Source organism: Enterobacter cloacae complex sp. 309I3, assembly GCF_050031595.1.
Lineage (GTDB): Bacteria > Pseudomonadota > Gammaproteobacteria > Enterobacterales > Enterobacteriaceae > Enterobacter > Enterobacter cloacae.
The window spans coordinates 2,393,429-2,418,467 of record NZ_JBLGWI010000001.1; the positions used below are offsets into that span (position 1 = coordinate 2,393,429).

At 55.7% G+C, this 25,039-nt stretch carries 26 protein-coding genes; 17 read left to right on the forward strand and 9 right to left on the reverse strand.

The features are described from left to right. Positions 1-82 precede the first annotated feature (82 nt). A complete protein-coding gene (locus ACQG22_RS11320; protein ID WP_139936819.1) occupies positions 83-1,678 on the forward strand; it encodes an ABC transporter substrate-binding protein in 1,596 nt (531 codons plus the stop codon). Between the two features lie 134 nt (positions 1,679-1,812). Next, positions 1,813-2,487: a DUF3313 domain-containing protein gene (locus ACQG22_RS11325; RefSeq protein WP_013096647.1), complete on the forward strand. Its 675-nt coding sequence runs from the start codon at positions 1,813-1,815 to the stop codon at positions 2,485-2,487. Between the two features lie 32 nt (positions 2,488-2,519). Here the strand turns inward: ACQG22_RS11325 and ACQG22_RS11330 are convergent, their stop codons facing one another. Then, positions 2,520-3,416, reverse strand: coding sequence for a DMT family transporter (locus tag ACQG22_RS11330; protein WP_369706496.1), 897 nt, complete (start codon positions 3,414-3,416; stop codon positions 2,520-2,522). A 175-nt stretch (positions 3,417-3,591) separates the two neighbouring features. Here ACQG22_RS11330 and ACQG22_RS11335 point away from each other — a divergent pair, with 175 nt between their 5' ends. Next, positions 3,592-4,464, forward strand: a complete 873-nt coding sequence (locus tag ACQG22_RS11335) for a helix-turn-helix domain-containing protein (protein WP_013096645.1) — start codon at positions 3,592-3,594, stop codon at positions 4,462-4,464. Here the strand turns inward: ACQG22_RS11335 and ACQG22_RS11340 are convergent. After that, positions 4,444-5,610, reverse strand: coding sequence for a benzoate/H(+) symporter BenE family transporter (locus tag ACQG22_RS11340; protein WP_369706495.1), 1,167 nt, complete (start codon positions 5,608-5,610; stop codon positions 4,444-4,446). The genes ACQG22_RS11335 and ACQG22_RS11340 overlap by 21 nt on opposite strands. A 91-nt stretch (positions 5,611-5,701) precedes the next feature. Here ACQG22_RS11340 and ACQG22_RS11345 point away from each other — a divergent pair, with 91 nt between their 5' ends. Continuing rightward, a complete protein-coding gene (locus tag ACQG22_RS11345; RefSeq protein ID WP_048972155.1) occupies positions 5,702-6,229 on the forward strand; it encodes a helix-turn-helix domain-containing protein in 528 nt (175 codons plus the stop codon). Positions 6,230-6,309: 80 nt separating this feature from the next. Further along, on the forward strand, positions 6,310-8,274 hold the full coding sequence (locus tag ACQG22_RS11350; protein ID WP_040020847.1) for a peptidase U32 family protein: 1,965 nt from the start codon (positions 6,310-6,312) through the stop codon (positions 8,272-8,274). Here ACQG22_RS11350 and ACQG22_RS11355 read toward each other — a convergent pair whose 3' ends face one another. Then, on the reverse strand, positions 8,275-8,505 hold the full coding sequence (locus ACQG22_RS11355; protein WP_013096641.1) for a DUF2554 family protein: 231 nt from the start codon (positions 8,503-8,505) through the stop codon (positions 8,275-8,277). Positions 8,506-8,755: 250 nt separating this feature from the next. On the opposite strand from ACQG22_RS11355, the gene ACQG22_RS11360 reads away from it, so the two are divergent. Further along, the gene (locus tag ACQG22_RS11360) at positions 8,756-9,118 is read left to right on the forward strand and encodes a hypothetical protein (protein WP_045294020.1); all 363 of its coding nucleotides are present in this window, start codon (positions 8,756-8,758) and stop codon (positions 9,116-9,118) included. 158 nt (positions 9,119-9,276) lie between these two features. Here ACQG22_RS11360 and ftrA read toward each other — a convergent pair whose 3' ends face one another. Continuing rightward, positions 9,277-10,278: a transcriptional regulator FtrA gene (ftrA, locus tag ACQG22_RS11365; protein WP_045903407.1), complete on the reverse strand. Its 1,002-nt coding sequence runs from the start codon at positions 10,276-10,278 to the stop codon at positions 9,277-9,279. 73 nt (positions 10,279-10,351) lie between these two features. On the opposite strand from ftrA, the gene ACQG22_RS11370 reads away from it, so the two are divergent. The 8 genes from ACQG22_RS11370 to zinT all read left to right on the forward strand — a co-directional run bounded on the left by ACQG22_RS11370 (position 10,352) and on the right by zinT (position 18,366). After that, positions 10,352-10,765 carry a rhodanese-like domain-containing protein gene (locus tag ACQG22_RS11370; protein ID WP_013096638.1) on the forward strand — a complete coding sequence of 138 codons (414 nt, stop codon included), beginning with the start codon at positions 10,352-10,354 and terminating at the stop codon, positions 10,763-10,765. 156 nt (positions 10,766-10,921) lie between these two features. Next, positions 10,922-12,025 (forward strand): cobalamin-independent methionine synthase II family protein, encoded by a 1,104-nt coding sequence (locus ACQG22_RS11375; protein ID WP_013096637.1) that lies wholly within the window; start codon positions 10,922-10,924, stop codon positions 12,023-12,025. Positions 12,026-12,225: 200 nt separating this feature from the next. Then, the gene (gene urtA, locus ACQG22_RS11380; RefSeq protein WP_013096636.1) at positions 12,226-13,497 is read left to right on the forward strand and encodes an urea ABC transporter substrate-binding protein; all 1,272 of its coding nucleotides are present in this window, start codon (positions 12,226-12,228) and stop codon (positions 13,495-13,497) included. A gap of 24 nt (positions 13,498-13,521) precedes the next feature. After that, positions 13,522-15,096 (forward strand): urea ABC transporter permease subunit UrtB, encoded by a 1,575-nt coding sequence (urtB, locus tag ACQG22_RS11385; RefSeq protein WP_284957621.1) that lies wholly within the window; start codon positions 13,522-13,524, stop codon positions 15,094-15,096. Continuing rightward, on the forward strand, positions 15,096-16,169 hold the full coding sequence (urtC, locus tag ACQG22_RS11390; protein WP_369706494.1) for an urea ABC transporter permease subunit UrtC: 1,074 nt from the start codon (positions 15,096-15,098) through the stop codon (positions 16,167-16,169). The genes urtB and urtC overlap by 1 nt, the downstream gene beginning before the upstream one ends. Beyond that, positions 16,169-16,966 carry an urea ABC transporter ATP-binding protein UrtD gene (gene urtD / locus ACQG22_RS11395; protein ID WP_038980653.1) on the forward strand — a complete coding sequence of 266 codons (798 nt, stop codon included), beginning with the start codon at positions 16,169-16,171 and terminating at the stop codon, positions 16,964-16,966. Before urtC ends, urtD begins: the two co-directional genes overlap by 1 nt. 9 nt (positions 16,967-16,975) lie before the next feature. Further along, complete coding sequence (urtE, locus tag ACQG22_RS11400) at positions 16,976-17,674, forward strand: urea ABC transporter ATP-binding subunit UrtE (RefSeq protein WP_248066609.1); 699 nt, start codon at positions 16,976-16,978, stop codon at positions 17,672-17,674. A 53-nt stretch (positions 17,675-17,727) separates the two neighbouring features. Beyond that, positions 17,728-18,366, forward strand: coding sequence for a metal-binding protein ZinT (gene zinT / locus ACQG22_RS11405; protein ID WP_013096631.1), 639 nt, complete (start codon positions 17,728-17,730; stop codon positions 18,364-18,366). Positions 18,367-18,412: 46 nt separating this feature from the next. On the opposite strand, the gene ydeE is transcribed toward zinT, so the two are convergent. Beyond that, complete coding sequence (gene ydeE, locus ACQG22_RS11410) at positions 18,413-19,630, reverse strand: efflux MFS transporter YdeE (RefSeq protein ID WP_038419405.1); 1,218 nt, start codon at positions 19,628-19,630, stop codon at positions 18,413-18,415. 193 nt (positions 19,631-19,823) lie between these two features. On the opposite strand from ydeE, the gene eamA reads away from it, so the two are divergent. Continuing rightward, positions 19,824-20,723, forward strand: a complete 900-nt coding sequence (eamA, locus tag ACQG22_RS11415) for an O-acetylserine/cysteine exporter (RefSeq protein WP_013096629.1) — start codon at positions 19,824-19,826, stop codon at positions 20,721-20,723. Positions 20,724-20,760: 37 nt separating this feature from the next. Here the strand turns inward: eamA and marB are convergent, their stop codons facing one another. Genes marB through marR form a run of 3 tightly spaced genes read right to left on the reverse strand, consistent with a single transcriptional unit; the run spans position 20,761 to position 21,847 of the window. Then, positions 20,761-20,979, reverse strand: coding sequence for a multiple antibiotic resistance protein MarB (gene marB / locus ACQG22_RS11420; protein WP_013096628.1), 219 nt, complete (start codon positions 20,977-20,979; stop codon positions 20,761-20,763). A 32-nt stretch (positions 20,980-21,011) separates the two neighbouring features. Next, positions 21,012-21,392: an MDR efflux pump AcrAB transcriptional activator MarA gene (marA, locus tag ACQG22_RS11425; protein ID WP_008502237.1), complete on the reverse strand. Its 381-nt coding sequence runs from the start codon at positions 21,390-21,392 to the stop codon at positions 21,012-21,014. A 20-nt stretch (positions 21,393-21,412) separates the two neighbouring features. Next, a complete protein-coding gene (gene marR, locus ACQG22_RS11430) occupies positions 21,413-21,847 on the reverse strand; it encodes a multiple antibiotic resistance transcriptional regulator MarR (RefSeq protein WP_013096627.1) in 435 nt (144 codons plus the stop codon). Positions 21,848-22,103: 256 nt separating this feature from the next. Between marR and ACQG22_RS11435 the strand changes: the two genes are divergently transcribed. Further along, on the forward strand, positions 22,104-22,769 hold the full coding sequence (locus ACQG22_RS11435; RefSeq protein ID WP_013096626.1) for a MarC family NAAT transporter: 666 nt from the start codon (positions 22,104-22,106) through the stop codon (positions 22,767-22,769). Between the two features lie 82 nt (positions 22,770-22,851). Here ACQG22_RS11435 and ACQG22_RS11440 read toward each other — a convergent pair whose 3' ends face one another. After that, the gene (locus ACQG22_RS11440) at positions 22,852-24,048 is read right to left on the reverse strand and encodes a sugar transporter (protein WP_369706493.1); all 1,197 of its coding nucleotides are present in this window, start codon (positions 24,046-24,048) and stop codon (positions 22,852-22,854) included. Between the two features lie 175 nt (positions 24,049-24,223). Here ACQG22_RS11440 and ACQG22_RS11445 point away from each other — a divergent pair, with 175 nt between their 5' ends. Continuing rightward, a complete protein-coding gene (locus ACQG22_RS11445) occupies positions 24,224-25,012 on the forward strand; it encodes a PhzF family phenazine biosynthesis protein (protein ID WP_369706492.1) in 789 nt (262 codons plus the stop codon). The last annotated feature ends 27 nt before the right edge of the window (positions 25,013-25,039 follow it).

Here is a 25,039-nt window from a genome sequence, read left to right on the forward strand (position 1 = left end):
GTGTTTGCTCCCTCACTTTAATGTTATTTATGAAATGGCAAAAGAATTAATTAGCCGTCGAATTAAAAGACAGGAATAAATGATGAAAAGCAAACTCACAACGTTAACCCTGGCACTCGCCGCGCTCACGGTCAGTTCCACCGTAGCCGCGAAAACGCTGGTGTATTGCTCCGAAGGGTCTCCGGAAAATTTTAATCCTCAGTTATATACCTCGGGTACCAGCGTGGACGCCAGCGCGGTGCCGGTCTATAACCGGCTGGTCGATTTCAAACCCGGCACCACGGAGCTGGTGCCGAGCCTCGCGGAGCGCTGGGAGGTGAGCGAAGACGGCAAGGTCTATACCTTCCATCTGCGCAAAGGGGTGAAATTCCAGAGTAATAAGTCCTTTACGCCAACGCGCGACTTTAATGCCGATGATGTGATTTTCTCGTTTATGCGCCAGAAGGATGCGAATCACCCTTACCATAACGTCTCTAACGGCAGCTATTCCAACTTTGAAAGTCTGGAGTTTGGCAGTTTAATCACCGCGATTGATAAAGTGGATGACCATACCGTGCGCTTTACCCTGGCGCACCCGGAAGCGCCATTTGTCGCCGATCTGGCGTGGTATTTTGCCTCCATTCTTTCGGCGGAATATGCCGACGCGATGCTCAAGGCGGGCACGCCGGAGAAGGTGGACATGGAGCCCATCGGCACCGGCCCCTTTAAGCTGGCGCAATACCAGAAAGACTCTCGCATCCTGTTCACCGCCTTCCCGGACTACTGGCAGGGGAAATCGAAGCTGGATCGGCTAGTGTTTACCATTACGCCGGATGCGTCGGTCCGTTTTGCCAAAATCGAGAAAAACGAATGTCAGGTGATGCCGTTCCCGAACCCGGCCGATCTGCCGCGGATGAAGGCGAACAAGGATATCAATCTCATGAGCAAGGCGGGGCTGAATACCGGCTTCCTGGCGTTTAATACCCAGAAGCCTCCGCTGGATAATGTAAAAGTGCGCCAGGCGCTGGCGATGGCCATCAACAAACCAGCCATTATTGACGCCGTGTTCCACGGCACTGGCACGGCGGCGAAGAACCTGCTGCCGCCGGGGGTATGGGGGGCCGACAGCGAGCTGAGGGATTACGAATACGATCCCGAAAAAGCCAAAGCGCTGTTAAAAGAGGCCGGTTTTGCCAACGGTATCAGCATCGATTTATGGGCGATGCCGGTTCAGCGCCCCTATAACCCGAATGCGAAACGCATGGCGGAGATGATTCAGGCGGACTGGGCGAAGGTGGGCGTGCAGACCAAAATCGTCACCTATGAATGGGGCGAGTACCTGAAGCGGGTGAAGGGCGGCGAACATCAGGCCGCGTTGATGGGCTGGACCACGGCGACCGGCGATCCGGACAACTTCTTTGGTCCGCTCTTTACCTGCACCTCGGCGAACGGCGGTTCAAACTCGGCCAAATGGTGCTACAAGCCGTTTGATGACATCATCGCCGAGGCAAAATCGATAACCGATCATGACAAACGCGTGGCGCTGTATAAGCAGGCTCAGCAGATGATGCACGATCAGATGCCCGCGGTGATGATCGCGCATTCCACGATTTTTGAACCGGTTCGTAAGGAAGTCACGGGGTACGAAATCGACCCGTTTGGCAAACATATCTTCTGGCAGGTTGATATCAAACCATGATTTTTCACTGCCCGTCGCATGGCGGGCAGACTTTTCGCAAATTGTGCTCCCGGCATCATTTTTTGTCACAACAAACCCGCCTGACTTTTGCTATAACTTCAAATGCATACTTGCAGATAACATGGAAAACCATCATGCGTACTCACACTTTTTTTAAAGTTGCAGTGCTTTCTGGTCTGTTGGCGCTGGCGGGGTGTTCATCCAAGGTCGCCGCGCCTGAACAATACTCCGGCTTTTTGAAAGATTACTCAGGCTTGCAGCAAACGACATCCGCAACGGGTAAACCAACCCTGCGTTGGGTCGATCCTTCTTATAACGAAGCAAATTACGACAGTATCATCTGGACGCCGATTACCTATTATCCGGCACCTAAACCGACCACCCAGATTGGTCAACGTACGCTTGATGAGCTGTTAAATTACACCAATAACAAAATGAAAACCGCGATTGGCCAACGTAAGCCAATTGTGACGACGCCGGGCAAACACAGCCTGATTTTCCGCGGGGCGATCACCGGGGTGAGCTCGCAGAAAGAAGGTCTGCAGTTCTATGAAGTGGTGCCTGTTGCGCTGGTGGTGGCAGGTACGCAGATGGCAACCGGCCATCGCACCATGGATACCCATCTCTTTTTCGAGGGTGAGTTGATTGATGCGGCGACGAACAAACCGGTAATCAAGGTTGTTCGTAAAGGTGAAGGTAAAGAGCTGAACAACGAAAATTCACCAATGACCTTCGCGACGCTGAAGCAGGTTGTTGATGACATGGCGACGGACGCCACCATGTTTGATGTGCATAAAACAGCGAAATAATCATATACGGCCTGCAAGCGCAGGCCGTTTTTTTATGCCGTACGCAGGCGTCTGAACCAGGTTTCCGGTCTGGTAAACATCACCATATTCCCGCCCAGAATCAGCAGTAACCCGATAATGCCGTTAATGTGCCAGACGTAGCCTTCATACACCGTGGAGATGGACAGCGCCACCAGCGGGAAGAGCAGCGTACTGTAGGCCGCTTTGCCCGGACCAATGCGTCCGACCAGGGTGAAGTAGGCGCCAAAGGCAATCACCGAGCCAAACAGGGCCAGATAGACCAGCGCCCCCATGTAGCTCATCGTCCATTGCGGCGCGAAGCTGTCGCCTCTGAACAGCGCGATGCAGCCCATCACCAGCGTGCCGTAGAGCATCGCCCACGCGTTGGTGGTCATCGTCTCTAGCCCTCTGCGCTGATGCCGCATGCTGATCATGTTGCCCAGCGAGAAGCCGTAGGTCCCGAGTGCGGAAAGGCCAATGCCAGTCAGCAGCGATACGCTCCAGCCGCTGGCCAGCAGATCGTCCCAGAAGAGGGTGATGATCCCCACCAGACCCAGGGCGGCGGCTGTCCAGAAATGCGCGGGTGGACGCTGTCCGAAGAAAATAAAACTGTTGATGGCGTTATAGAGCACCGCCATGGAAAATATCACCGACTCCAGGCCAGTGTTAATATGCGCCGCTGCCGTGTAAAAGCACCAGAAGTTGAAGCAAAAAACGCAGCATCCTTGCAGTACGCAGAACAGATGATCCCGCAGCGCCAGTTTACGCAGGCGGCCAAGCGCCAGGAGCACCATCATCATCGTGGCGCTGGCCAGCGCAAAACGCCAGAAAATGGACACCGGGGCCGCCACAGGACCCTGCTGCAGGAAAATTGCAATCCAGGTGGTTCCCCAGATAACCACCACCAGTCCGTATAACAATGCGTTCATGTTGTCTCTCTTCTCAAACCACGGAAACCCACAGTATGGCGACGAGGGCGTTGACAGGCTTTCACCGTCCTGCGGCGGACTTGCAAAATCTTGCGCTTTTTTCTGTTCCGGGGTCTGGCAACGTGAAGCAACAATTCTTAGACTGACATTCTGATTCACAGACGCGCTAACGGTTATGTCACACGCTTACGATACCTTTGAAACGCTCCGCCAACAGAACGCCGTGCTGCGGGAAACCGTTGCGCTCAATTCCGGTATCCAGCTGGCGGCGTGGTACAACAAGCGCGACACGATCACCGTAAAAAGCAATCATCACACTCTGAGCCTGTACGTGGCGGACGGTTATGAGAGCTATCAAAAAACGCCGGGCGGCTGGAAAAACGGCGGCGGGCCGGATCGTTTTTGTCTGATGCCGAAAGAGAGTGAATCGACGTGGGATATTCGCGATGACCTGTCGTTTGTCCACCTCTACTGCACCGATGACCATCTGCGCGATGTGGGTGAAAAAATCTGGGACAAACGCCCGCTGTCGTTGACGCTGGATGAAAAAATCTTTGGCAGCGATGCAAAAATCACTGCGCTCTATCGTCAGTTTTTGCTCGGCTGTGACTGGCAGCAAAAAGCCAACCAGCTGACGCTCAGCACGGCCTCGACGCTGCTGCTGACCCATCTGCTGCAGAACTATTCGAATGTGCAGTGGAAACTGCCGGTGGTCACCGGCGGGCTATCGCCGTTTGTACTGCGCAACGTGCTGGCCTTTATCGAAGAGAACCTTGCTCAACCGCTCACGCTGGCTGAACTGGCGGCGCAGGCCGCGCTTAGTGAGTACCATTTTGCCCGCATGTTCCGTCAGTCGACGGGGCTGGCACCGCACCAGTACGTGATGCAGCGCCGCATGGAGAAAGCCAAAACGCTGGTGCAGCATACGGCGACGCCGCTGACGGATATTGCACTCGCCTGTGGATTCAACTCTGCCAGCCACTTCAGCAACCGCTTTCGCAGCGTGATGGGGATGACGCCTTCACAGCTACGCGCGGCGAAAGCGTGATAAAACGGCGAAGCACACGCCTCCCAGCACCAGCCCCCAGAATGCAGAGCCAATCCCGAGCAGCGTCACGCCGCTGGCGGTCATCAAAAACGTGACAATCGCCGCGTCACGCTCCGTTTCGTTATGCAATGCCTGATACAAACTCCCGCTGATGGTGCCCAGCAGCGCCAGGCCTGCCAGCGTCTGGATCCAGCTCGGCGGCAGGGCCGCCATCAGCCCGGTAAGGGATCCCCCGAATACGCCCGCCAGCAGGTAAAAACCGCCTGCCGCCATCGCTGCCAGCCAGCGTTTACTGGCATCCGGATGCGCATCCGGGCTCTGGCAAATGGCTGCGGTAATGGCTGCAATGCAGATGGAGTAGACGCCGAAAGGCGAAAGCAGCAGCGCCAGCCCGCCGGTCGCGATCATCAGCGGAGATACCGCCAGCGGATAGCCCGACGCTTTCATCGTGGCGACACCGGGTGCATTTTGCGACGCCATGGTCACGAGGAAAAAGGGCAAGCCGATACTGACCAGGCTGGTGAGGCTAAACGCCGGTGCAATAAACTGTGGCATGACGAGGGAAAGGGTGAGTCGGTTTGTGACAACGTCACCGCCCGCCCAGGCCACCACGCTCCCTGTTATCAGAGTCGCCACAATGGCGTAGCGTGGCGCCAGCGCTTTGGCGACCAGCCATGCCGCAATCATGCTGCCGCAGAGCAGAAAATGGCCGTCGAGGTGACTGAACGTCTGCAGGCCAAAGCGCAGCAGTACGCCTGCCAGCATCGCGGCGGCAAGCGAATGGGGAATGAGTTTCATCAGGCGGGCGAAGAGTCCGGTCAGGCCGCAGAGTAAGATCAGCCCATTGGCGAAAATGAAAATGCCGATGGTTTCTGCAAGCGTTATCCCGTGCAGACTGGTAGCCAGTAGCGCCGCGCCGGGGGTTGACCAGGCGGTGAGCACCGGGGCTTTATACCACCATGACAGGGCGAGCGTACTGATCCCCATGCCGAACCCCAGTGCGGTCATCCAGCCGGCGATCTGCTGTGGGCTGGCGCCTGCCGCGGCAGCAGCCTGCCAGATGATGGCGGCCGAGCTGGCATAACCGACCAGAACGGCAACAAATCCGGCAAGAATGGCGGGAAAAAGAGCGGCTGACTGGCGCATAATATCTCCGTTGTGCGTTATAACGTCCGCAATAAGGTAGCACTGTGCGTTATAGCGTACAAGTGGTATGCTTACCCCCTCGGGAGGAAACATGGAAATCACACAACATCTTGCTACAACACTCAAGACGCAGCGCCAGGCGCGCGGCTGGAGCCTGTCAAAGCTGGCAGAAGAGACGGGGGTGTCAAAAGCCATGCTGGGACAGATCGAGCGTAATGAATCCAGCCCAACGGTGTCGACGCTGTGGAAAATTGCCACGGGGCTAAACATCCCGTTCTCGGCGTTTATCACGCCGGAGGCAGACCGGCAGGCGGTGTTCGACCCGCAGCAGCAGGCGATGGTGGTGAAGCCGCTGTTCCCGTGGGATGAGACGCTGAAGTTCGATCATTTCTCCATCACCCTGGCGCCCGGCGCCCTGAGTGAATCCACGCCGCACGAGGCGGGGGTGATTGAACACGTGGTGGTGATAAGCGGTGAACTGGAGATGAAAATTGACGGCGAATGGCGAACCCTTTACCCCGACCAGGGCGTGCGTTTTGCCGGGGATAAACCGCATGCCTACCGCAACAGCAGCAGCCGACCGGTGCATTTTCACTCCCTGATTCATTATCCCCGCTAAAGGCTCGCAAAACTGTTTCGCTGATGCATACTTCTGACTACAATAGCCGCCATTTTGACCATAACGGATAACGACGAAGTATGCGCCTGCAATCCCATCATCTTGAACTTTTAAGCCCGGCCCGCGATGCCGCCATCGCCCGTGAAGCGATCCTTCATGGGGCTGATGCCGTCTACATTGGCGGTCCTGGCTTCGGTGCCCGCCATAACGCCAGCAACAGCCTGAGCGATATTGCCGAGCTGGTGCCGTTCGCCCACCGTTTTGGGGCGAAAGTGTTCGTGACCCTGAACACCATTCTGCATGATGATGAACTGGAGCCTGCGCAACGTCTGATCACCGATCTCTACCAGACCGGCGTGGATGCCCTGATTGTTCAGGACATGGGCGTACTGGAGCTGGATATTCCGCCAATTGAACTGCACGCCAGTACCCAGTGCGATATTCGCACCGTCGAGAAGGCGAAGTTTCTCTCCGATGCGGGCTTTTCCCAGATCGTGCTGGCGCGCGAACTGAACCTGAATCAAATCCGCGATATTCACCAGGCGACGGATGCCACCATTGAGTTCTTTATCCACGGTGCGCTGTGCGTGGCGTATTCCGGGCAGTGCAATATCTCCCACGCGCAGACTGGCCGCAGCGCCAACCGCGGTGACTGCTCTCAGGCCTGCCGTCTGCCGTATACCCTGAAAGACGATCAGGGCCGCGTGGTCGCGTTCGAAAAACACCTGCTGTCCATGAAGGACAACGATCAAACCGCCAACCTGGGCGCGCTGATTGATGCCGGTGTGCGTTCCTTCAAGATTGAAGGGCGCTACAAAGACATGAGCTACGTGAAGAACATTACCGCCCATTATCGTCAGATGCTGGACGCCATTATTGAAGATCGCGGTGACCTGGCGCGCGCGTCTGCCGGTCGCACCGAGCATTTCTTTATTCCGTCGACGGATAAAACCTTCCACCGCGGCAGCACGGACTACTTCGTCAATGCCCGTAAAGGCGATATTGGCGCGTTTGATTCACCGAAGTTTATCGGTTTACCGGTGGGTGAAGTGCTGAAGGTCGCCAAAGATTATCTCGACGTGTCGGCGACCGAACCGCTGGCGAACGGGGATGGTCTGAACGTGATGATCAAACGTGAAGTCGTGGGCTTCCGTGCTAATACGGTGGAAAAGACTGGTGAAAACCGCTATCGCGTCTGGCCAAACGAGATGCCTGCCGATCTCTATAAAGCACGTCCTAACGCCGCGCTGAACCGTAACCTTGACCACAACTGGCAGCAGGCGCTGCTGAAAACCTCCAGCGAGCGTCGCATTGCGGTGGATATCGAGTTAGGTGGCTGGGAAGAGCAGCTGATCCTGACCATGACCTGTGAAGACGGCATCAGCGTCACGCATACTCTCGACGGTCTGTTTGAGGTGGCGAACAATGCAGAAAAAGCCCTCAACAGTCTGAAGGATGGCGTGGCGAAGCTGGGACAGACCATTTACTATGCGCGCAACATTGCGGTAAATCTGCCGGATGCGCTGTTCGTGCCAAATAGTCTGCTGAACCAGTTCCGCCGGGAAACGGCAGAGATGCTGGATGACGCGCGACTGGCGAATTATCCGCGCGGCAGCCGTAAGGCGGAAACCGTGCCAGCGCCCGTTTACCCCGAGTCGCATTTATCGTTCCTGGCGAACGTGTATAACCATAAAGCGCGCGAGTTTTATCATCGCCACGGCGTGCAGTTAATTGATGCTGCCTATGAGGCGCACGAAGAGAAGGGTGATGTGCCGGTGATGATCACCAAACATTGTCTGCGTTTTGCCTTTAATCTTTGCCCGAAACAGGCGAAAGGCAATATTAAGAGCTGGAAAGCTACGCCAATGCAGCTGGTGAATGGCGACGAGGTGCTGACCCTCAAATTTGATTGTCGTCCGTGTGAAATGCACGTTATTGGCAAAATGAAAAACCATATTTTCAAAATGCCGCCACCGGGCAGTATTGTTGCCTCCGTGAGCCCCGACGAACTGATGAAAACCCTGCCGAAACGTAAGGGTAATTAATTAACGAAAGTGAGTACCCGGTTTGCGCGATTTTTGCCACAGGTGATGTTCGCGCAAACCCTCTGCTGATTCCTCCGCTGCGCTGCGTAATTCATCACTGTCTGCCTCGTGCCGAAGTTGATGATCAACATTCTTAACCCACAAATATTCATGGCCTTTGTGTCCCGCCATCAGCTGGCCGGAAAACAGGGCGCAGACCAGCATCATAAGCGTTAACCCCTTTTTGAACATGGACTTCCCCTTCAATAAAAATGCCACGCTAGCATGAACGTAGTTTCGTAGGGTTATTATTGGCATTTTCAAATTAGCGAAAAGAATATGTCATGTTGCGCGAACAGGATATATTTTGCGCGTAGTGAGATTTTTCCTAAAAAAGAATTATCTTTGTCATACCCTAAAATTTGGTATCAAAATATGGCAGAGGTTTAAGGATTAATCTTATATAATAAGATTTCTCTGACAAAGGAATGGATCTGATTCAATGAAAAAAGTCATGTCAATAGCGCTTCTGGTGGTTGCCGTTGGGGCTGTTGTAGGTATGAACGTTAACTGGAGTGGCGAACCGGATTATATTCAGTCAGCGGAAGCTCGGGTCGGTTCTTATTTAACCAGCGACTACGGACGTGTGGCGTGTAATAGCAAGCAAATTGATGCCGAGCGTTGGGAATTAGGGTGTACCAATCCGTCGAAAAGTAAAACATTTCAGTTTGCTGTTTTCTCAGCAGATAAAGCACCGTATGGCGTCTCGCGTCCATTCTATCTGGAAGCGATTAACGATGATGCAAAACAGAGCGCGGAACAGGGCCTGATGCGCTACCTGCAAATTAATACCAAAGCAGGTTAATGGCTCTGTTTAGCTTTTGTTGAGTTCAGGCATGTTAGGTTGTTATTGATCCGCTGCCCGGCATGGAGTGTCGGGACGTAGACATGAAAATACAAATCTATCCATGCAAGCATTTACCGCCAGATTATGGCGGTTTTTTTTTGCCTGCGAACCGGCCATCAGCGGGGCGGGCGGGCAAACTGTTTACGGTACTGGGCAGGGGAAAGCGCGAACTGCTGGCGGAAATGGTGACGCAGGGTCGCTGCCTGTCCAAATCCGGTTTGTTCAGCAATGCTGTCGATGCTGAGACGGCTGCTCTCAAGATAATCTTTTGCCCGCAGGAGTCGTTCATTAAGCAGCCAGCGCGCAGGCGTGGTGCCTGTGGCAGCCTGAAAGCGGCGCAGAAAGGTGCGCTGGCTCATGCCGACGCGACGCGCCAGCGAATCCACGCTGTGAGAAACGCTCAGGTGATTGTGCAGGAAGTCGAACAACTGTCCCAGACGCTGGCTCTCCCGCAACTGTGCCACCGGGCGACTCAACTGCTGCGGCTGGGAGCCATCCCGGTGGGGAGGGATCACCAGACGGCGCGCGACGCTGTTGGCGGTTTCCATACCGTAATCCCGCCGCACCACGTGCAAACAGAGATCGATGCCTGCCGCGCTTCCCGCAGAGGTCAGAATATCGCCTTCATCCTGATACAACACATCCTCGACCACGCCGATCGCCGGATAACGGGCTTTCAGCGCCTCAATATAGCGCCAGTGGGTGGTGGCTTTACGCCCGTTCAGCAGACCCGACGCGGCCAGAACAAACACCCCGGAACAGATAGAAAGCAGCTGGCAACCGCGCGCATTGGCCCGGCGTAAGGCCTCGGAGAGCGCCGCGGGAACAGGCGCATCCATCCCTCGCCAGCCCGGCACAACGATCAGGTCTGCCGATTCCAGCAGATCAAGCCCCCCGTCGGTCAGGATGCGGATCCCACCGGTTGCCCGAAGCTCACCGTCATCAATGCCCGCCACCGCAAAACGATACCATTCGTCGCCCAGCTCGGGACGTGGCAAACCGAAGATTTCCACCGCCACGCCAAATTCAAAGGTACACAAACCGTCATAGGCCAGTACCACCACCAGCGGGCGGGAAACCTGTCTTAAGTTTGTCATCTTTTTGCTGTTTTCTGGCATAAGCAGACGCATTCACGTGATCAATTTCTGGATAGAGTAGTGTTAACACAAACGCCAAAGATGAGGAAGGATCATGAGTTATGTTACTGAATTTCCGGCTGCCGAGCCGCAGGAAGCCGTTACCCATTTTCTGCGTCGCCTGAGCGTCGAAACAGACTGTGCCGATGTGCACCATGCGCTGACGAATAACGAGCAGGACTTTGTGTTGCTGCATGTTGTCGGGAAACCTGAGCAGTTTGCCCGTCGTCATGTGCCCGGCGCGATACATATGCCCTGGAGCCAGATCACTGAGGCGCGCATGGCGCAGTGGCCGGCCGATACGCTGTTTGTGGTGTACTGCGCCGGGCCGCACTGTAACGGCGCGGACAGAGCCGCACTGAAGCTGGCGCGTCTCGGACTGCCGGTGAAAATCATGATTGGCGGCATCACCGGCTGGGAGGACGAACAGTACGCGTTTGCCAGTAGCGAAACCGCTGCCGCGTTGTGAACATGAATAAATTTCAACTGTCGTGAAATTTTCTCGTTTGCCGGGATACAGCAGGTATGTCATCTTTTTTGGACATTTAGACATCCAGAAGTCTAAAGCTTCAAGAGATGAATTATCACTGCTGGCAATTATCGCCGGCAGACAGAGGAGATTTCCATGCAGCGACAGCACGCCCCATACCGCGCCGATGTAGTCGGCAGTTTTTTACGCCCGGATGCCATCAAACAGGCTCGCCAGCAGTTTGCCCGCGGTGAGATTGATGCCGGGCAGCTTCGCGCGGTGGAAGATGACGCGATCCGCCAGGTGGTCGAACAGCAGTGCGCCTGCGGCCTGCACGTGGTCACCGACGGTGAGTTCCGTCGCGCCTGGTGGCACTTCGATTTCTTCGATGGTCTGCAGGGGGTTGAGCGTTACGATTCACAGCAGGGCATTCAGTTCAACGGCGTGCAGACCAAAGCGCACGGCGTGCGCGTCACCGGCAAGCTGGGTTTTGGCGATCATCCGATGCTGGAAGACTTCCGCTATCTGAAAAGCATCAGCGGCAACGCGCAGCCAAAAATGACCATTCCCAGCCCGAGCGTGCTGCACTTCCGTGGCGGTCGCAAAGACATCGATGCGACGGTCTATCCTGATCTGAATGACTATTTTGACGATCTGGCCACCACCTGGCGCGACGCCATCCGGGCATTTTATGATGCAGGCTGTCGCTATCTGCAACTGGATGATACCGTCTGGGCCTACCTCTGTTCGGATGACCAGCGTCGTCAGATCCGCGAGCGCGGGGAAGATGCCGATGAGCTGGCGCGTACCTATGCCCGCGTGCTGAACAAGGCGCTGGAAGGAAAACCAGACGATTTGACCATCGGTCTGCATGTCTGTCGCGGTAACTTCCGCTCCACCTGGATTTCCGAAGGCGGCTATGAGCCGGTGGCCCAGGTGCTGTTCGGCACGGTGAACGTCGATGCCTTCTTCCTGGAGTACGACAATGACCGTAGCGGTGATTTCGCACCGCTGCGCTTTGTCCGCCCGGGCAAGCAGCAGGTGGTACTTGGGCTGATCACCACCAAAAATGGCGAGCTGGAAAACCCTGAAGGGGTGAAGGCGCGCCTGGAGGAGGCGGCCAGATACGTGGCAAAAGAGCAGATCTGCCTCAGCCCGCAGTGCGGTTTTGCCTCCACCGAAGAGGGCAACACCCTGAGTGAAGCCCAGCAGTGGGACAAAGTGCGTCTGGTCACACAGATCGCCAGCGAAGTCTGGTAATCCCGTCGTCACAGCGCTGCATTATAAAAGTGCAGCGCTGTACCATTCTGAGTCGTTCTCTTTACATCCCGCGTTACACATCCTGCAATAGCACGTTATTCATCCTGGCATCCTTTTTGCTCCTGTTTCGCTGAGACATTTTTCCGCGTCCATGCCGTAACGGACGTCTTCGCACAGCGTTCTTTTTCAGGAGTGAAAATATGCACCGTCGTACATTATTAAAAGCCTTCGCGTTGTCTGCGTCAGTCGTTGCTATGGGGATGAGTTTTGGCGCACAGGCGGCCGATACCATCAAAGTGGGGATTATGCATTCGCTCTCCGGCACGATGGCGATCTCAGAAACGCCGCTGAAAGATGTCGCCCTGATGACGATTGACGAGATCAACGCCAAAGGCGGGGTGCTGGGTAAAAAACTGGAGCCAGTGGTGGTTGACCCGGCCTCTAACTGGCCGCTGTTTGCCGAAAAAGCGCGTCAGCTGCTGAGCCAGGATAAAGTGGCCGTGGTGTTTGGCTGCTGGACCTCGGTGTCTCGTAAATCCGTACTGCCGGTATTTGAGGAGCTGAACGGTCTGCTGTTCTATCCGGTGCAATACGAAGGCGAAGAGATGTCGCCGAACGTCTTCTATACCGGTGCGGCGCCAAACCAGCAGGCCATTCCGGCGGTGGAGTACCTGATGAGCGAAGACGGCGGTAGCGCTAAACGCTTCTTCCTGTTGGGCACGGATTATGTCTACCCGCGAACCACCAACAAGATCCTGCGCGCCTTCCTGCACTCCAAAGGCGTGGAAGACAAAGATATCGAAGAGGTCTACACCCCGTTCGGACACAGTGACTACCAGACCATCGTTGCCAACATCAAGAAATTCTCCGCAGGCGGTAAAACCGCGGTGGTCTCCACCATCAACGGGGACTCCAACGTCCCGTTCTACAAAGAACTGGCTAACCAGGGGCTGAAAGCAACCGATGTCCCGGTAGTGGCGTTTTCCGTTGGCGAAGAGGAGCTGCGCGGGATTGACACCAAACCGCTGGTCGGCAACCTGGCCGCGTGGAACTACTTCGAGTCCGTTGATAACCCGACCAACCAGGCCTTCGTGGCGGACTATAAAGCCTATGCCAAAGCCCATAAGCTGCCGAACGCCGATACCGTGGTCACCAACGACCCGATGGAAGCCACCTATGTCGGGATCCACATGTGGGCGCAGGCGGTAGAGAAAGCAGGCACCACCGACGTGGATAAAGTGCGCGCGGCTATGGCCGGACAGTCCTTTAAGGCACCCTCCGGCTTTACGCTCACCATGGATGCCACCAACCATCACCTGCATAAGCCGGTCATGATCGGTGAAATCGAAGGTAACGGCCAGTTTAACGTGGTCTGGCAGACGGAAGAGCCGGTACGCGCCCAGCCGTGGAGCCCGTTCATCGCCGGGAATGATAAAAAGCCCGATCAGCCGATGAAGACCGCCAGCAACTAAGCCATTACTGCAGGGAGAAAAGTCATGAACGCCATGCGCATGATGATCGCTATTGTATGGCTTACCGGACTGCTGCCAGGGATGGCGCAGGCATCGGATGCCGATCAATTTGTTGCCGCCAGCCGCAGCCAGCAGGCGGATATGCTGACCCGCTGGGCTCTCGCGCCGGATGCCGCAAGACTGCCGTTACTGCAGGCGCTGCAAAACGAAAATCTGTTTGCCGACAGCCAGAAACATGCCTTTGCGCGACGCAATGGCGAGATGGTGGCGCTGGGAGATTCCCCTGCTGCAGAAGGGCAAACCAAAGCCGTACGCCTGACCAACCGTCTGCGGGTGCTGGCCGCCACGGCCAACGCTACGCATCAGCTTATCAGTGACAACGTCACGCAGCGGCGTGCCGCCGCGAGCCAGTTACAGCGGGATGCGCAGCCGGAAATGATCGGCCTCCTGCAAACGCGGGTAAGCAGTGAAACGGACGATGTGGCGCGCCAGTCGCTGCTGCTGGCGCTGGCTAATCTCCAGCTCGCCAGCCCACAGGCTGACGTGCGTCTTCAGGCTATTGAACGACTCGGGCAATCTGACGACCCGGACGTGCCATCCCGACTCATGCCATATACCCAGACGCAAACCGAACCGGATGCCCGCGTGCGTGCCGCCGCCGGGGAGAGCCTGAGCCAAATTCAGCACCGTCTGATGTGGGGCGATCTCCTCGGGCAGGCGTTTATGGGGCTGTCGCTGGGCTCGGTCCTGCTGCTGGCGGCGCTGGGGCTGGCGATCACCTATGGGCTGCTGGGTGTCATCAACATGGCGCACGGCGAGATGCTGATGCTTGGGGCGTACGCCACGTGGATGGTTCAGCAGATCATGGCCAGTGTCACGCCTCAGTGGCTGGCGCTGTATCCGGTCGTCGCGCTGCCTGTCGCCTTCTGCCTGACCGCAGGCATCGGGATGATCCTTGAACGCACGGTGATCCGCCATCTCTACGGTCGTCCGCTGGAGACATTACTCGCCACCTGGGGTATCAGCCTGATGCTGATTCAGCTGGTACGCATGACGTTTGGCGCACAAAACCTGGAGGTGGCAAACCCGGCCTGGCTGTCAGGCGGGGTGCAGGTGTTTGCCAACCTGACGCTACCGTGGAACCGCATTGTGGTACTGGGCTTTGTGCTGATGGTTCTGTTCTTCACCTGGCTGGTCCTGAATAAAACCCGTCTCGGCCTGAACGTGCGTGCGGTAACGCAAAACCGCAGCATGGCGGCCTGCTGCGGGGTGCCGACCGGACGTGTCGATATGCTGGCGTTTGGTCTGGGCTCCGGCATCGCCGGTTTAGGCGGCGTGGCGCTCTCCCAGTTGGGCAACGTCGGGCCGGAACTGGGCCAGGGTTACATTATCGACTCCTTCCTGGTGGTAGTTCTTGGCGGTGTCGGACAGCTGGCAGGGAGCGTGGCGGCAGCGTTTGGCCTTGGGATCTTCAACAAAATTCTTGAGCCGCAGATGGGGGCCGTGCTGGGCAAAATCGTCATTCTGGTGGCCATCATTCTGTTTATTCAGAAACGTCCGCAGGGATTGTTTGCGCTGAAAGGGAGGGTCACTGACTGATGAGCCAGCCACTTACCTTAAAACTGGCGCGAAAAGCGCCACGCACAACGCAGATAGCAGGCAGCCTGCTGGTGGCATGTTTGCTGATATTGCCATTCTTTGCAATGTTGCCCGCCACCCATCCGCTGGCGCTGTCGACCTGGATGCTGACGCTGCTCGGCAAAATCCTGTGCTACGCCATCGTTGCGGTGGCGCTCGATCTGGTATGGGGATATGCCGGTATGCTCTCGCTGGGCCACGGGATCTTCTTCGCCCTGGGCGGATACGCCATGGGGATGTACCTGATGCGCGAGGCCGCGGGCGATGGGCTGCCCGCATTTATGTCGTTTCTCTCCTGGAGTGAACTGCCGTGGTTCTGGTGGGGAACCCAGCACTTTGCCTGGACGCTGGTACTGATTGTGATGGTGCCGGGGCTGCTGGCGCTGGTGTTTGGCTGGTTTGCCTTTCGCTCAAAAATCAAAGGCGTTTATTTCTCGATCATGACGCAGGCGCTGACCTACGCGGGAATGTTGCTGTTCTTTCGCAACGAAACCGGGTTTGGTGGCAATAACGGTTTTACCGGTTTTACCACGTTGCTGGGGTTCTCCATCACCGCGACCACGACCCGTATCGCGCTGTTTCTGGCGACCGTCATGTTGCTGCTCCTCACGCTTGGCATCGGCTTTGCCCTCGCCAGAAGCAAGTTTGGCCGTATTCTCACCGCCGTGCGCGACGCTGAAAATCGCCTGACGTTTTGCGGCTACGATCCGAAGGGATTTAAGCTGCTGGTATGGACGCTTTCCGCCATGCTGTGTGGCCTGGCGGGAGCGCTCTATGTGCCGCAGGTCGGGATTATTAACCCCGGTGAAATGTCGCCGACCAACTCCATTGAGGCCGCCATCTGGGTGGCGCTGGGCGGCCGCGGCACGCTGGTTGGCCCGGTCATTGGCGCGGCGCTGGTGAACGGCGCGAAGAGTTTCTTCACCGTCGCAATGCCGGAATACTGGCAGCTGTTTCTCGGGCTGATTTTTATCGCGGTAACGCTGTTTTTACCGCGCGGCGTCTACGGCCTGTTTCGTAAGGGAGAGAAATAATGCAGCCAGCAGAAGGATTATTCACTCGCCAGCTGCCCGGGGATCGCTATCGCGAGCAGACGGACCCGGTGCTGCAGCTGGATAAGATCAACGTCAACTTCGATGGGTTTCAGGCGCTGACGGATCTCACGCTGAACATCGGCGTGGGGGAGTTGCGCTGCGTGATTGGGCCAAACGGCGCGGGAAAAACCACACTGATGGACGTGATCACCGGCAAAACGCGGCCGAAAAGCGGTAAAGCCGTTTATGACCAGTCGGTAGATCTGACCCAGCTTGAGCCAGCCGCCATTGCGCGCCAGGGGATTGGCCGCAAGTTTCAGAAACCGACGGTATTTGAGGCGCTGACGGTATGGGAAAACCTTGAGATCGCCATGAAAACCGACAAGTCCGTCTGGGCAAGCCTGCGGGCCAAACTCAACGGCGAACAGTGCGATCGTATTGATGAGATGCTGGTCCTGCTGCGGCTCGTCGGTGAACGCGACCGCCGAGCCGGACTGCTTTCGCACGGACAAAAACAGTTCCTCGAGATCGGAATGCTGCTGGTCCAGGATCCGCATCTGCTGTTGCTGGACGAACCCGCCGCCGGGATGACGGACGCGGAGACCGAGTACACCGCCGAGCTTTTCCGGACCCTGGCAGGCAAACACTCATTGATGGTGGTTGAACATGACATGGGGTTTGTTGAAACCATTGCCGATCGCGTGACCGTACTGCATCAGGGACAGGTGCTGGCAGAAGGCTCGCTTCGCGAGGTGCAGGCCAACGAGCAGGTGATTGAAGTCTATCTTGGACGCTAAGGAGCCTTGATGTTACAGGTTAACGAACTGAATCAATACTACGGTGGAAGCCATATTCTGCGCGGCGTGAGCTTTGAGGCTATCACCGGCGAAGTGACCTGCCTGCTGGGGCGCAATGGCGTGGGTAAAACCACGCTGCTGAAGTGTCTGATGGGGCTGATCCCGGCGAAAACGGGTGAGGTTATCTGGCAGGGGAAAAAGATCACCCACAGCAAGCCGCACCAGCGGGTGCAGTCTGGCGTGGCGTATGTACCGCAGGGACGTGAGATTTTCCCGCGCTTAACCGTGGAAGAGAATCTGCTCATGGGGCTCTCGCGCTTCCCAGCCCGCGAAGCAAAACATGTCCCGGAGGAAATCTGGCAGCTTTTCCCGGTATTAAAAGAGATGAAGCATCGACGCGGAGGCGATCTCTCTGGCGGACAACAGCAGCAGCTGGCGATAGGTCGCGCCCTGGCGAGCCGTCCGCAGCTGCTGATCCTTGATGAACCTACCGAAGGCATTCAGCCCTCGGTAATCAAAGAGATTGGCCACGTGATCCGCCAGCTTGCAGACCGGGGGGACATGGCGATCCTGCTTGTGGAGCAGTTTTATGACTTTGCGGCAGCGCTGGCAGACAGCTATCTGCTCATGTCTCGCGGCACCATTATCCAGCGAGGACGGGGAGAAAACATGGAGCAGGAGGGCGTTCGCGGACAGGTTGCGATCTGAAATGTTATAATATAACATCCCCATTCCTATAAAAACGGAGTGAGGATACTGTTGTGGCTGCACATATTGGAAAATTTGCGATGACTCTGGGGGCGCTGCTGGTCAGCGGCCAGCTGTTTGCCCACTCACACGGTCACCAGATGACCGAAGCGGAGCAAAAGGCGGCAAACGGCGTGTTTGCGGACAAAGACGTTAAGGACCGGAAACTGTCCGACTGGGACGGCACCTGGCAGTCCGTTTATCCCTTCCTGCTGGATGGCTCGCTGGATCCGGTTTTCAGAAAGAAGGCACAGAAGGACAATAAAACGTTCGACGAGATCAAAGCCTATTACCGCACGGGGTACGCCACCGATGTGGAGGCTATCGGCATCGAAAATAACGTCATGGAATTCCATAAAGGTAAAGAGGTCAGCCGCTGTCAGTATGATTACAGCGGCTACAAAATTCTGACTTACGCGTCAGGCAAAAAAGGTGTTCGCTATCTGTTTGAGTGTAAGGACGCGGGCAGCAAGGCGCCGAAGTTTGTTCAGTTCAGCGACCACACCATTGCGCCAAAAGCCTCATCCCACTTCCACATCTTTATGGGCAATACCTCCCACGAGGCACTGCTGAAAGAGATGGATAACTGGCCGACCTATTATCCAAACGAGATGTACAAAGAGCAGGTGGTGGAGGAGATGCTGCACCACTAGGCTGTTGCTGTTGCCGGGTGGCGGCTACGCCTTACCCGGCCTGCGATCAGGGTTTTGTAGGTCGGGTAAGCGCAGCGCTACCCGACACGCAATCTTCACGCTTCACGCTCATTCCACGCAGGATCATCAGCCAGGCAATGACGATAGCCGCCATCATAATCATAAACAGCGACCAGTGCGGCAAATGGGTCAGGATGATGCCGGTGATCATCGGGTTGGCCGCCGCGCCGAGCCAGCCCAGCGCCTGAGCGGAGAAGTAGCTTGCTTTCATACCTGGCGGGGCGATGTTGTCGATCAACATATATTCACCCGGCGCATAAATAATCTCACCCAGCGTAAAGATGGCGGCGGCGATGCCCCAGTAAATCAGGTTTTCTCCGGAGATCATAAAGCCACCCAACCCCACGATAAAAAACAGGGTGGCGGCCGTCATCAACGGGCGAATATTGCTGGCAGAGATTTTGCGTCCGAGTGCGTACTGCAGCGTCACCACCACGGCGGCATTGACGGGCAGAACCACGGCGACCACCTTTTCGGCGAAATCACTGTCTGCATGTGCGGCCAGAACATACTGCGAAATACAGCTCGCGAACGACCCGCCGACGTATGACGCGAGCAGGCCAGAGAGCGTATACCAGAACAGCGCGCGGTCTTTCAGCAAAACCGACGGTTGCCACGTTGTCTTCTGCTCCGCGGTATCTAACGCAATGCTTTTTTGCACAAAGAAGTGGATAAACCCCAGCGGCAGAGCGGCACAGAACGCGGCCAGCCAGAACGGCAGCTGCAGGCTGTACATCACCAGAAACGTGCCAAGAGGCGGCCCGATCGTCCAGCCGATGTTCAAAAAACTGTAGTTCAGCGAAAAAACGCGGGCTTTTTCACTGGAGGTCAGCACGTCGGAGAACCAGGCTTTCAGCACCGTCGAGAACACAGAATAGGCACAGTTGATTAACGAAAAGAACAGCACCACCAGGGTGACGTTATTGACCAGCGGGATCGCCACAAAACCGGCGATAAACGCCACAATCGCGATCAACATGTAGCGCTTTTTATCGAACTTATCGGCCAGAATGCCAAACCCCAGGCTGAATACCACGCCGATGGTCAAGGCGATGGTCAGGGCATAACCAATATTCTCGACGCTCATGTTAAACACGCGCGTGAGATAAATAGTCATAAACGGCAGCGTGGCGCCACGACCGATGGTTAATAACAATGACGATGCCAGCAGCGCTGCGGTTGAGCGCCTGAGAGATGGTTTCATATTCCTGCCCGACAAATGCTTATGCTTTTTATAGTGTGTCCTAAAAGGAGTATCACGACATAAGAGGCTTGTATAGCGCCCAATTTATCCGTAAGTGCTTCAACTGCCTGCCAGAATTAATGATCTTCTCGCGACGCACTTTTTTCTGTTACCTTGAAGTGTTAACAAATTATTAATAAATCAGGGGCAGGGTATGACGCGTAAAGACGGATTGCTGGCACTGCTGGTGGTCATCGTATGGGGACTTAATTTTGTGGTCATCAAAGTGGGGTTGCATAACATGCCCCCGCTGATGTTGGCCGGTTTGCGCTTTATGCTGGTCGCCTTCCCGGCACTGTTTTTTGTTGCCCGCCCGAAAATCCCGCTAACGCTCCTGCTGGGTTATGGCCTGACCATCAGCTTTGGCCAGTTTGCATTTCTGTTCTGCGCCATTAAGTTCGGTATGCCTGCCGGTCTTGCCTCGCTGGTGCTGCAGGCGCAGGCGTTCTTCACCATCATTCTCGGTGCGTTTGTTTTTGGCGAGCGTTTACAGGGCAAACAGCTGGCGGGGATCACTCTGGCCGTGTTTGGCGTGCTGGTGCTGATTGAGGCCAGCCTGAACGGCCAGCACGTGGCGTTGCTGGGCTTTATGCTGACGCTGGCAGCGGGGCTGAGCTGGGCCTGCGGCAATATTTTCAACAAGCTGATCATGCAGCATGAAACACGCCCGCAGGTCATGTCGCTGGTGGTCTGGAGCGCGCTGATCCCGATTGTGCCGTTTATGGTGGCCTCGCTGATTTTTGATGGCCCGGCGGTGATGCTGACGAGTCTGGTTGAAATCGATCTCACCACTATTCTGTCGCTGGTCTACCTGGCGTTTGTCGCCACCATTATCGGGTACGGGATCTGGGGTTCTCTGCTGGGGCGCTACGAAACCTGGCGCGTGGCGCCGTTATCACTGCTGGTGCCGGTTGTCGGGCTGGCGAGCGCTGCGATTTTGCTGGACGAAAAGCTGAGTGCATTACAGCTGCTCGGCGCGGTGCTGATCATGGCCGGGCTGTATATCAACGTGTTTGGCTTACGCGTGCGTCGGGCGGCGCGAGTGCGGAATTAGGGCAGAAAAAAGCCCCGCATCGGCGGGGCAAAACGAATCAGAAGCCGTGCTGATTATAATAAGGCACGCCTAATTCGTCGGATTTGTCGCTACCAGACCCCATGTGGTTGAAATCATAAGGGGACTGGCTATGTGCTGACGGCAAAATCATCGTGTCATGATTATTTTGCTGCGTTGCACGAGGGGGTTGCTCCGCGAAGGTCTGGCTGGAAAAGAGCACCAGCAAGGCGAGGGCGGCGGAGGCGGTAACGTTCATGATTTCCTCGGTTACGTCTTTACAGGCGATGATTAACTACAATGTTTTAGCGGATAAAGGTATCGGGATTCACCCGGCACGCTGGTGATACGATACTTATGAGGCGGCACGTCGAAGTAGTTCTTAAACGTACGCGTCAGGGTCTGTTGCGATTCAAACCCGTATCGCTCCGCCAGATAAAGGATCGGTTCATTGCTTTCTTTCAGTTTTTGGGCAATTTCCGTCAGCTTGCGGCTGCGAATATATTGACCTAATGAATGACCGGTCTCTTTTTTAAACATCCGTTGCAGGTGCCATTTGGAGTAACCTGAACGCTCTGACACTTTTTCAAGGGAGAGCGGCGATTCCAGGTTATCTTCGATCCAGTCCAAAATGCTATGAATAGTGATAGCGTCAGTATTGCGTCTGGACATCGTCATACCTCTTTTTCTGTTTACGGCAGTATTTTCTTAAGCAAAAGCTCAAGCGTTGCCACTTCCTCTGCCGTTAAGTTTTTTGTTAGTTCCTGATGCAGTGTTTGTCCTACTAATTGATGACATTGTTCACACATATCCGCACCGTCGCTGGTGAGTGTCACCAGGACGCCGCGCTTGTCATTCGGGTTAGGGCTTCGTTCTATCCATCCTTTACAGACGAGACGATCCAGCATGCGGGTCAGCGCGCCCAGATCGACAGAGAGCACCTTTTTTAACTCAACCGGGGTGATACACACCTGGCAGCGAATGGAGCACAGCACTTTAAACTGCGTTGCGGTGATATCCAGCGGCGACAGATAGTCATTCAGCAGGCGGTCTTTTTTCTGATTAACCAGATGAATAAGACGACCCAGCGGAACAACGTCGTTGAAGATATCACTGGTGCTTTTCACAATGGTTGCCCTGGCAAGTAGTTTAATCACGGCAGATATTATTGCTCAGGCAAGTATAAGTCAACTGAATGGATCTGCGGATGCCACGAATTGCTAAAACGTTTCATGAACTTTTGTTGAGGTCTTTCAAATCATACAGATAACGCAGGGTTATCGTTCCTTTATGAAAATAATCGTTACGTTGCGTGAATGGCTCAATGTCACACTTTCACCCTATAATTGCGGTGATAAACATGGATAAGGACAACGACGCACTATGTTGGATTTGATAAAAGCAATTGGTCTTGGGCTGGTGGTATTGCTGCCGTTGGCCAACCCGTTAACGACGGTAGCGCTTTTCCTCGGGCTGGCAGGGAATATGAACAGCGCAGAGCGCAATCATCAGTCGATGATGGCCTCAGTGTATGTGTTCGCCATCATGATGGTGGCTTACTACGCCGGTCAGCTGGTGATGAATACCTTCGGGATCTCCATCCCTGGCCTGCGTATCGCCGGGGGGCTGATTGTGGCCTTTATCGGTTTCCGCATGCTGTTTCCGGCGCAAAAAGCGCATGAATCGCCTGAAGCGAAGAGCAAATCCGAAGAGCTGGAGACCGAACCGAGTGCGAATATCGCCTTTGTACCGCTAGCCATGCCGAGCACGGCAGGGCCAGGGACCATTGCGATGATCATCAGTTCTGCCTCAACGGTACGTGACGGCACTACGTTTCCGGACTGGGTTGTGACCGTTGCGCCACCGCTGATATTTGCACTGATCGGCATTATTGTGTGGGCATCATTGCGCAGTTCCGGGGCAATTATGCGCTGGGTCGGCAAAGGCGGTATCGAGGCGATTTCCCGTCTGATGGGGTTCTTGCTGGTATGTATGGGCGTGCAGTTTATTATTAACGGCGTGCTGGAGATTATTAAGACTTACCACTGAGGTCATTGCCGGGTGGCGGGGCTGACGTTATTACGGGTTTGTAGGCCGGGTAAGCGTAGCCGCCACCCGGCACAAACAGACGTCACCCGTGCTGCCCCTGTTCCTCCACCGCCACCGGCCATTTACGGAAGATCAACACCGACCAGATAAGCGCCACCAGTGCCGGAATGGCCCCCAGATAGCCAATCGCCGACATGGATACGTGCAGAATCACCTGATTGCCCACCAGCGCACCCGCGCCAATTCCCAGGTTAAAAATGCCCGAGAACAGCGACATCGCAACGTCTGTGGCATCCGGCGCGAGGGCCAGCACTTTCACCTGCATCCCGAGACCGATAATCATGATCGCTACGCCCCAGAACAGGCTGAGGATCGCCAGCTGGCTTTCACTGCCCGCGGCGGGCATCAGCAGCAGCAGACACGCCAGCAGCAAACCGATGGCGCTGCTCACCAGCGCTGAAGCGTGCTGATTGCCAAGCTTGCCGAAAAGAATACTGCCAATAATGCCCGCCCCGCCAAGGAGCAGCAGGAGAAGGGTGGCAAAATTGCCGCTAAAGCCGGCCACCACCTGAACGAACGGCTCGATATAGCTGTAAGCCGTATAGTGGGCGGTGACCACAATAACGGTAAGCAGATAAATGCTCAGCAGCGCCGGGCGACGCATCAACAGCGGCAGGCTTTTCAGCGAGCCGGAATGTTCGCTTGGCAGCTTCGGCAGCAGTTTTACCAGACACACCAGGGTAACCAGCGCTCCCATGCCAATGGCGAAGAACGTGGTACGCCAGCCGAAGTATTGCCCCACAATACGGCCAATCGGCAGGCCCAGCACCATCGCCAGCGCGGTCCCGGTGGCAATCAGGCTCAGCGCCTGGGCGCGTTTCCCCGCCGGTGCCAGCCGGATAGCCAGCGACGCGGTAATCGACCAGAAAACGGCATGCGCAAAGGCGATCCCGACGCGGCTTAACACCAGCACCGTAAAATTCCACGCCAGGAACGACAGCACGTGGCTGGCGATAAACAACATAAACAGCCCGATCAGTAGCTTACGCCGCTCCATCTGGCTGGTCAGCAGCATAAACGGCAGCGACATCAACGCCACCACCCAGGCGTAAATGGTCAACATAATGCCCACCTGCGCCGTTTCCATCTGGAAACTCTCTGCGATGTCAGACAACAGCCCAACCGGAACAAATTCTGTGGTGTTGAAAATAAACGCGGCAATAGCCAGCGTGACCACGCGTAGCCACGCAACCCTGCGGGAAACTGTGTTCGTTGTCATAGGGATGTCGGAGATTCGTTGCAAAAGAAGAGGAGACGATCTTAAAGCCTTGCACGGCGAAAACTCAACCATTATGTGATGCAGATCTCAATATTTACCTTATGAAAGCGGTAGCCGGAGGCAGGGTTTTCATTGAATATAAAAGAACACTCCAACAAAAACAGGCGGTAAGACAGTGCAGGAGATTGATTTTTATCTGGTCGATGCGTTTAGCAATGTGTCATTTGGCGGAAATCCGGCTGCCGTTTGCCCGCTCAAGGCGTGGCTGCCGGACGAAACGTTACTGAAAATGGCGCAACAGCATAATCAGTCGGAAACCGCATTTTTCGTCTGTACGAAAGGGGGCATTGAGCTACGCTGGTTTACCACGCTGACCGAAGTTAATCTTTGCGGTCACGCCACGCTTGCTGCGGCGTACGTTTTGTTCAATGAACTGGACTATCCTGACTCGCGGATCCACTTCGAAACGGCCTCTGGCCGCCTGACGGTGAGCCGGGAGGGGGAGTGGCTGACGCTGGGTTTCCCGGCATGTCCCACGCATGAAGAGACGCCCCCGCCGGAGATGCTCGCGGCGCTCGGTATCCGCCGCTACGTTGAAGCCCGCAAAGGCCGCGCATGGGTGGTGGTGCTGGAAGATCGCCAGCAGGTTGAAGCACTCGCACCGACAATTTCAGCCATGACGCCTGGCGAACATAAGGTTGCCGTTACGGCGCGGGGCGACGGGGATTACGATTTCGTCAGCCGCTTTTTCTCCCCCGGCGTTGCCGTCTGGGAAGATCCGGTGACCGGCTCTGCACATACCATGCTCATTCCTTACTGGAGCGAAAAATTGGGTAAAACGACGATGTTTGCCCGTCAGGTTTCCGCGCGGGGCGGCGACGTGCGGTGCGAGCTAAAAGGCTCGCGCGTGCTGATGAGCGGACAGGCGTCATGCTATTTGAAAGGCACAGTTTTTCTGCGCTAGATACCTATAACAACAGAGGAAAAGACA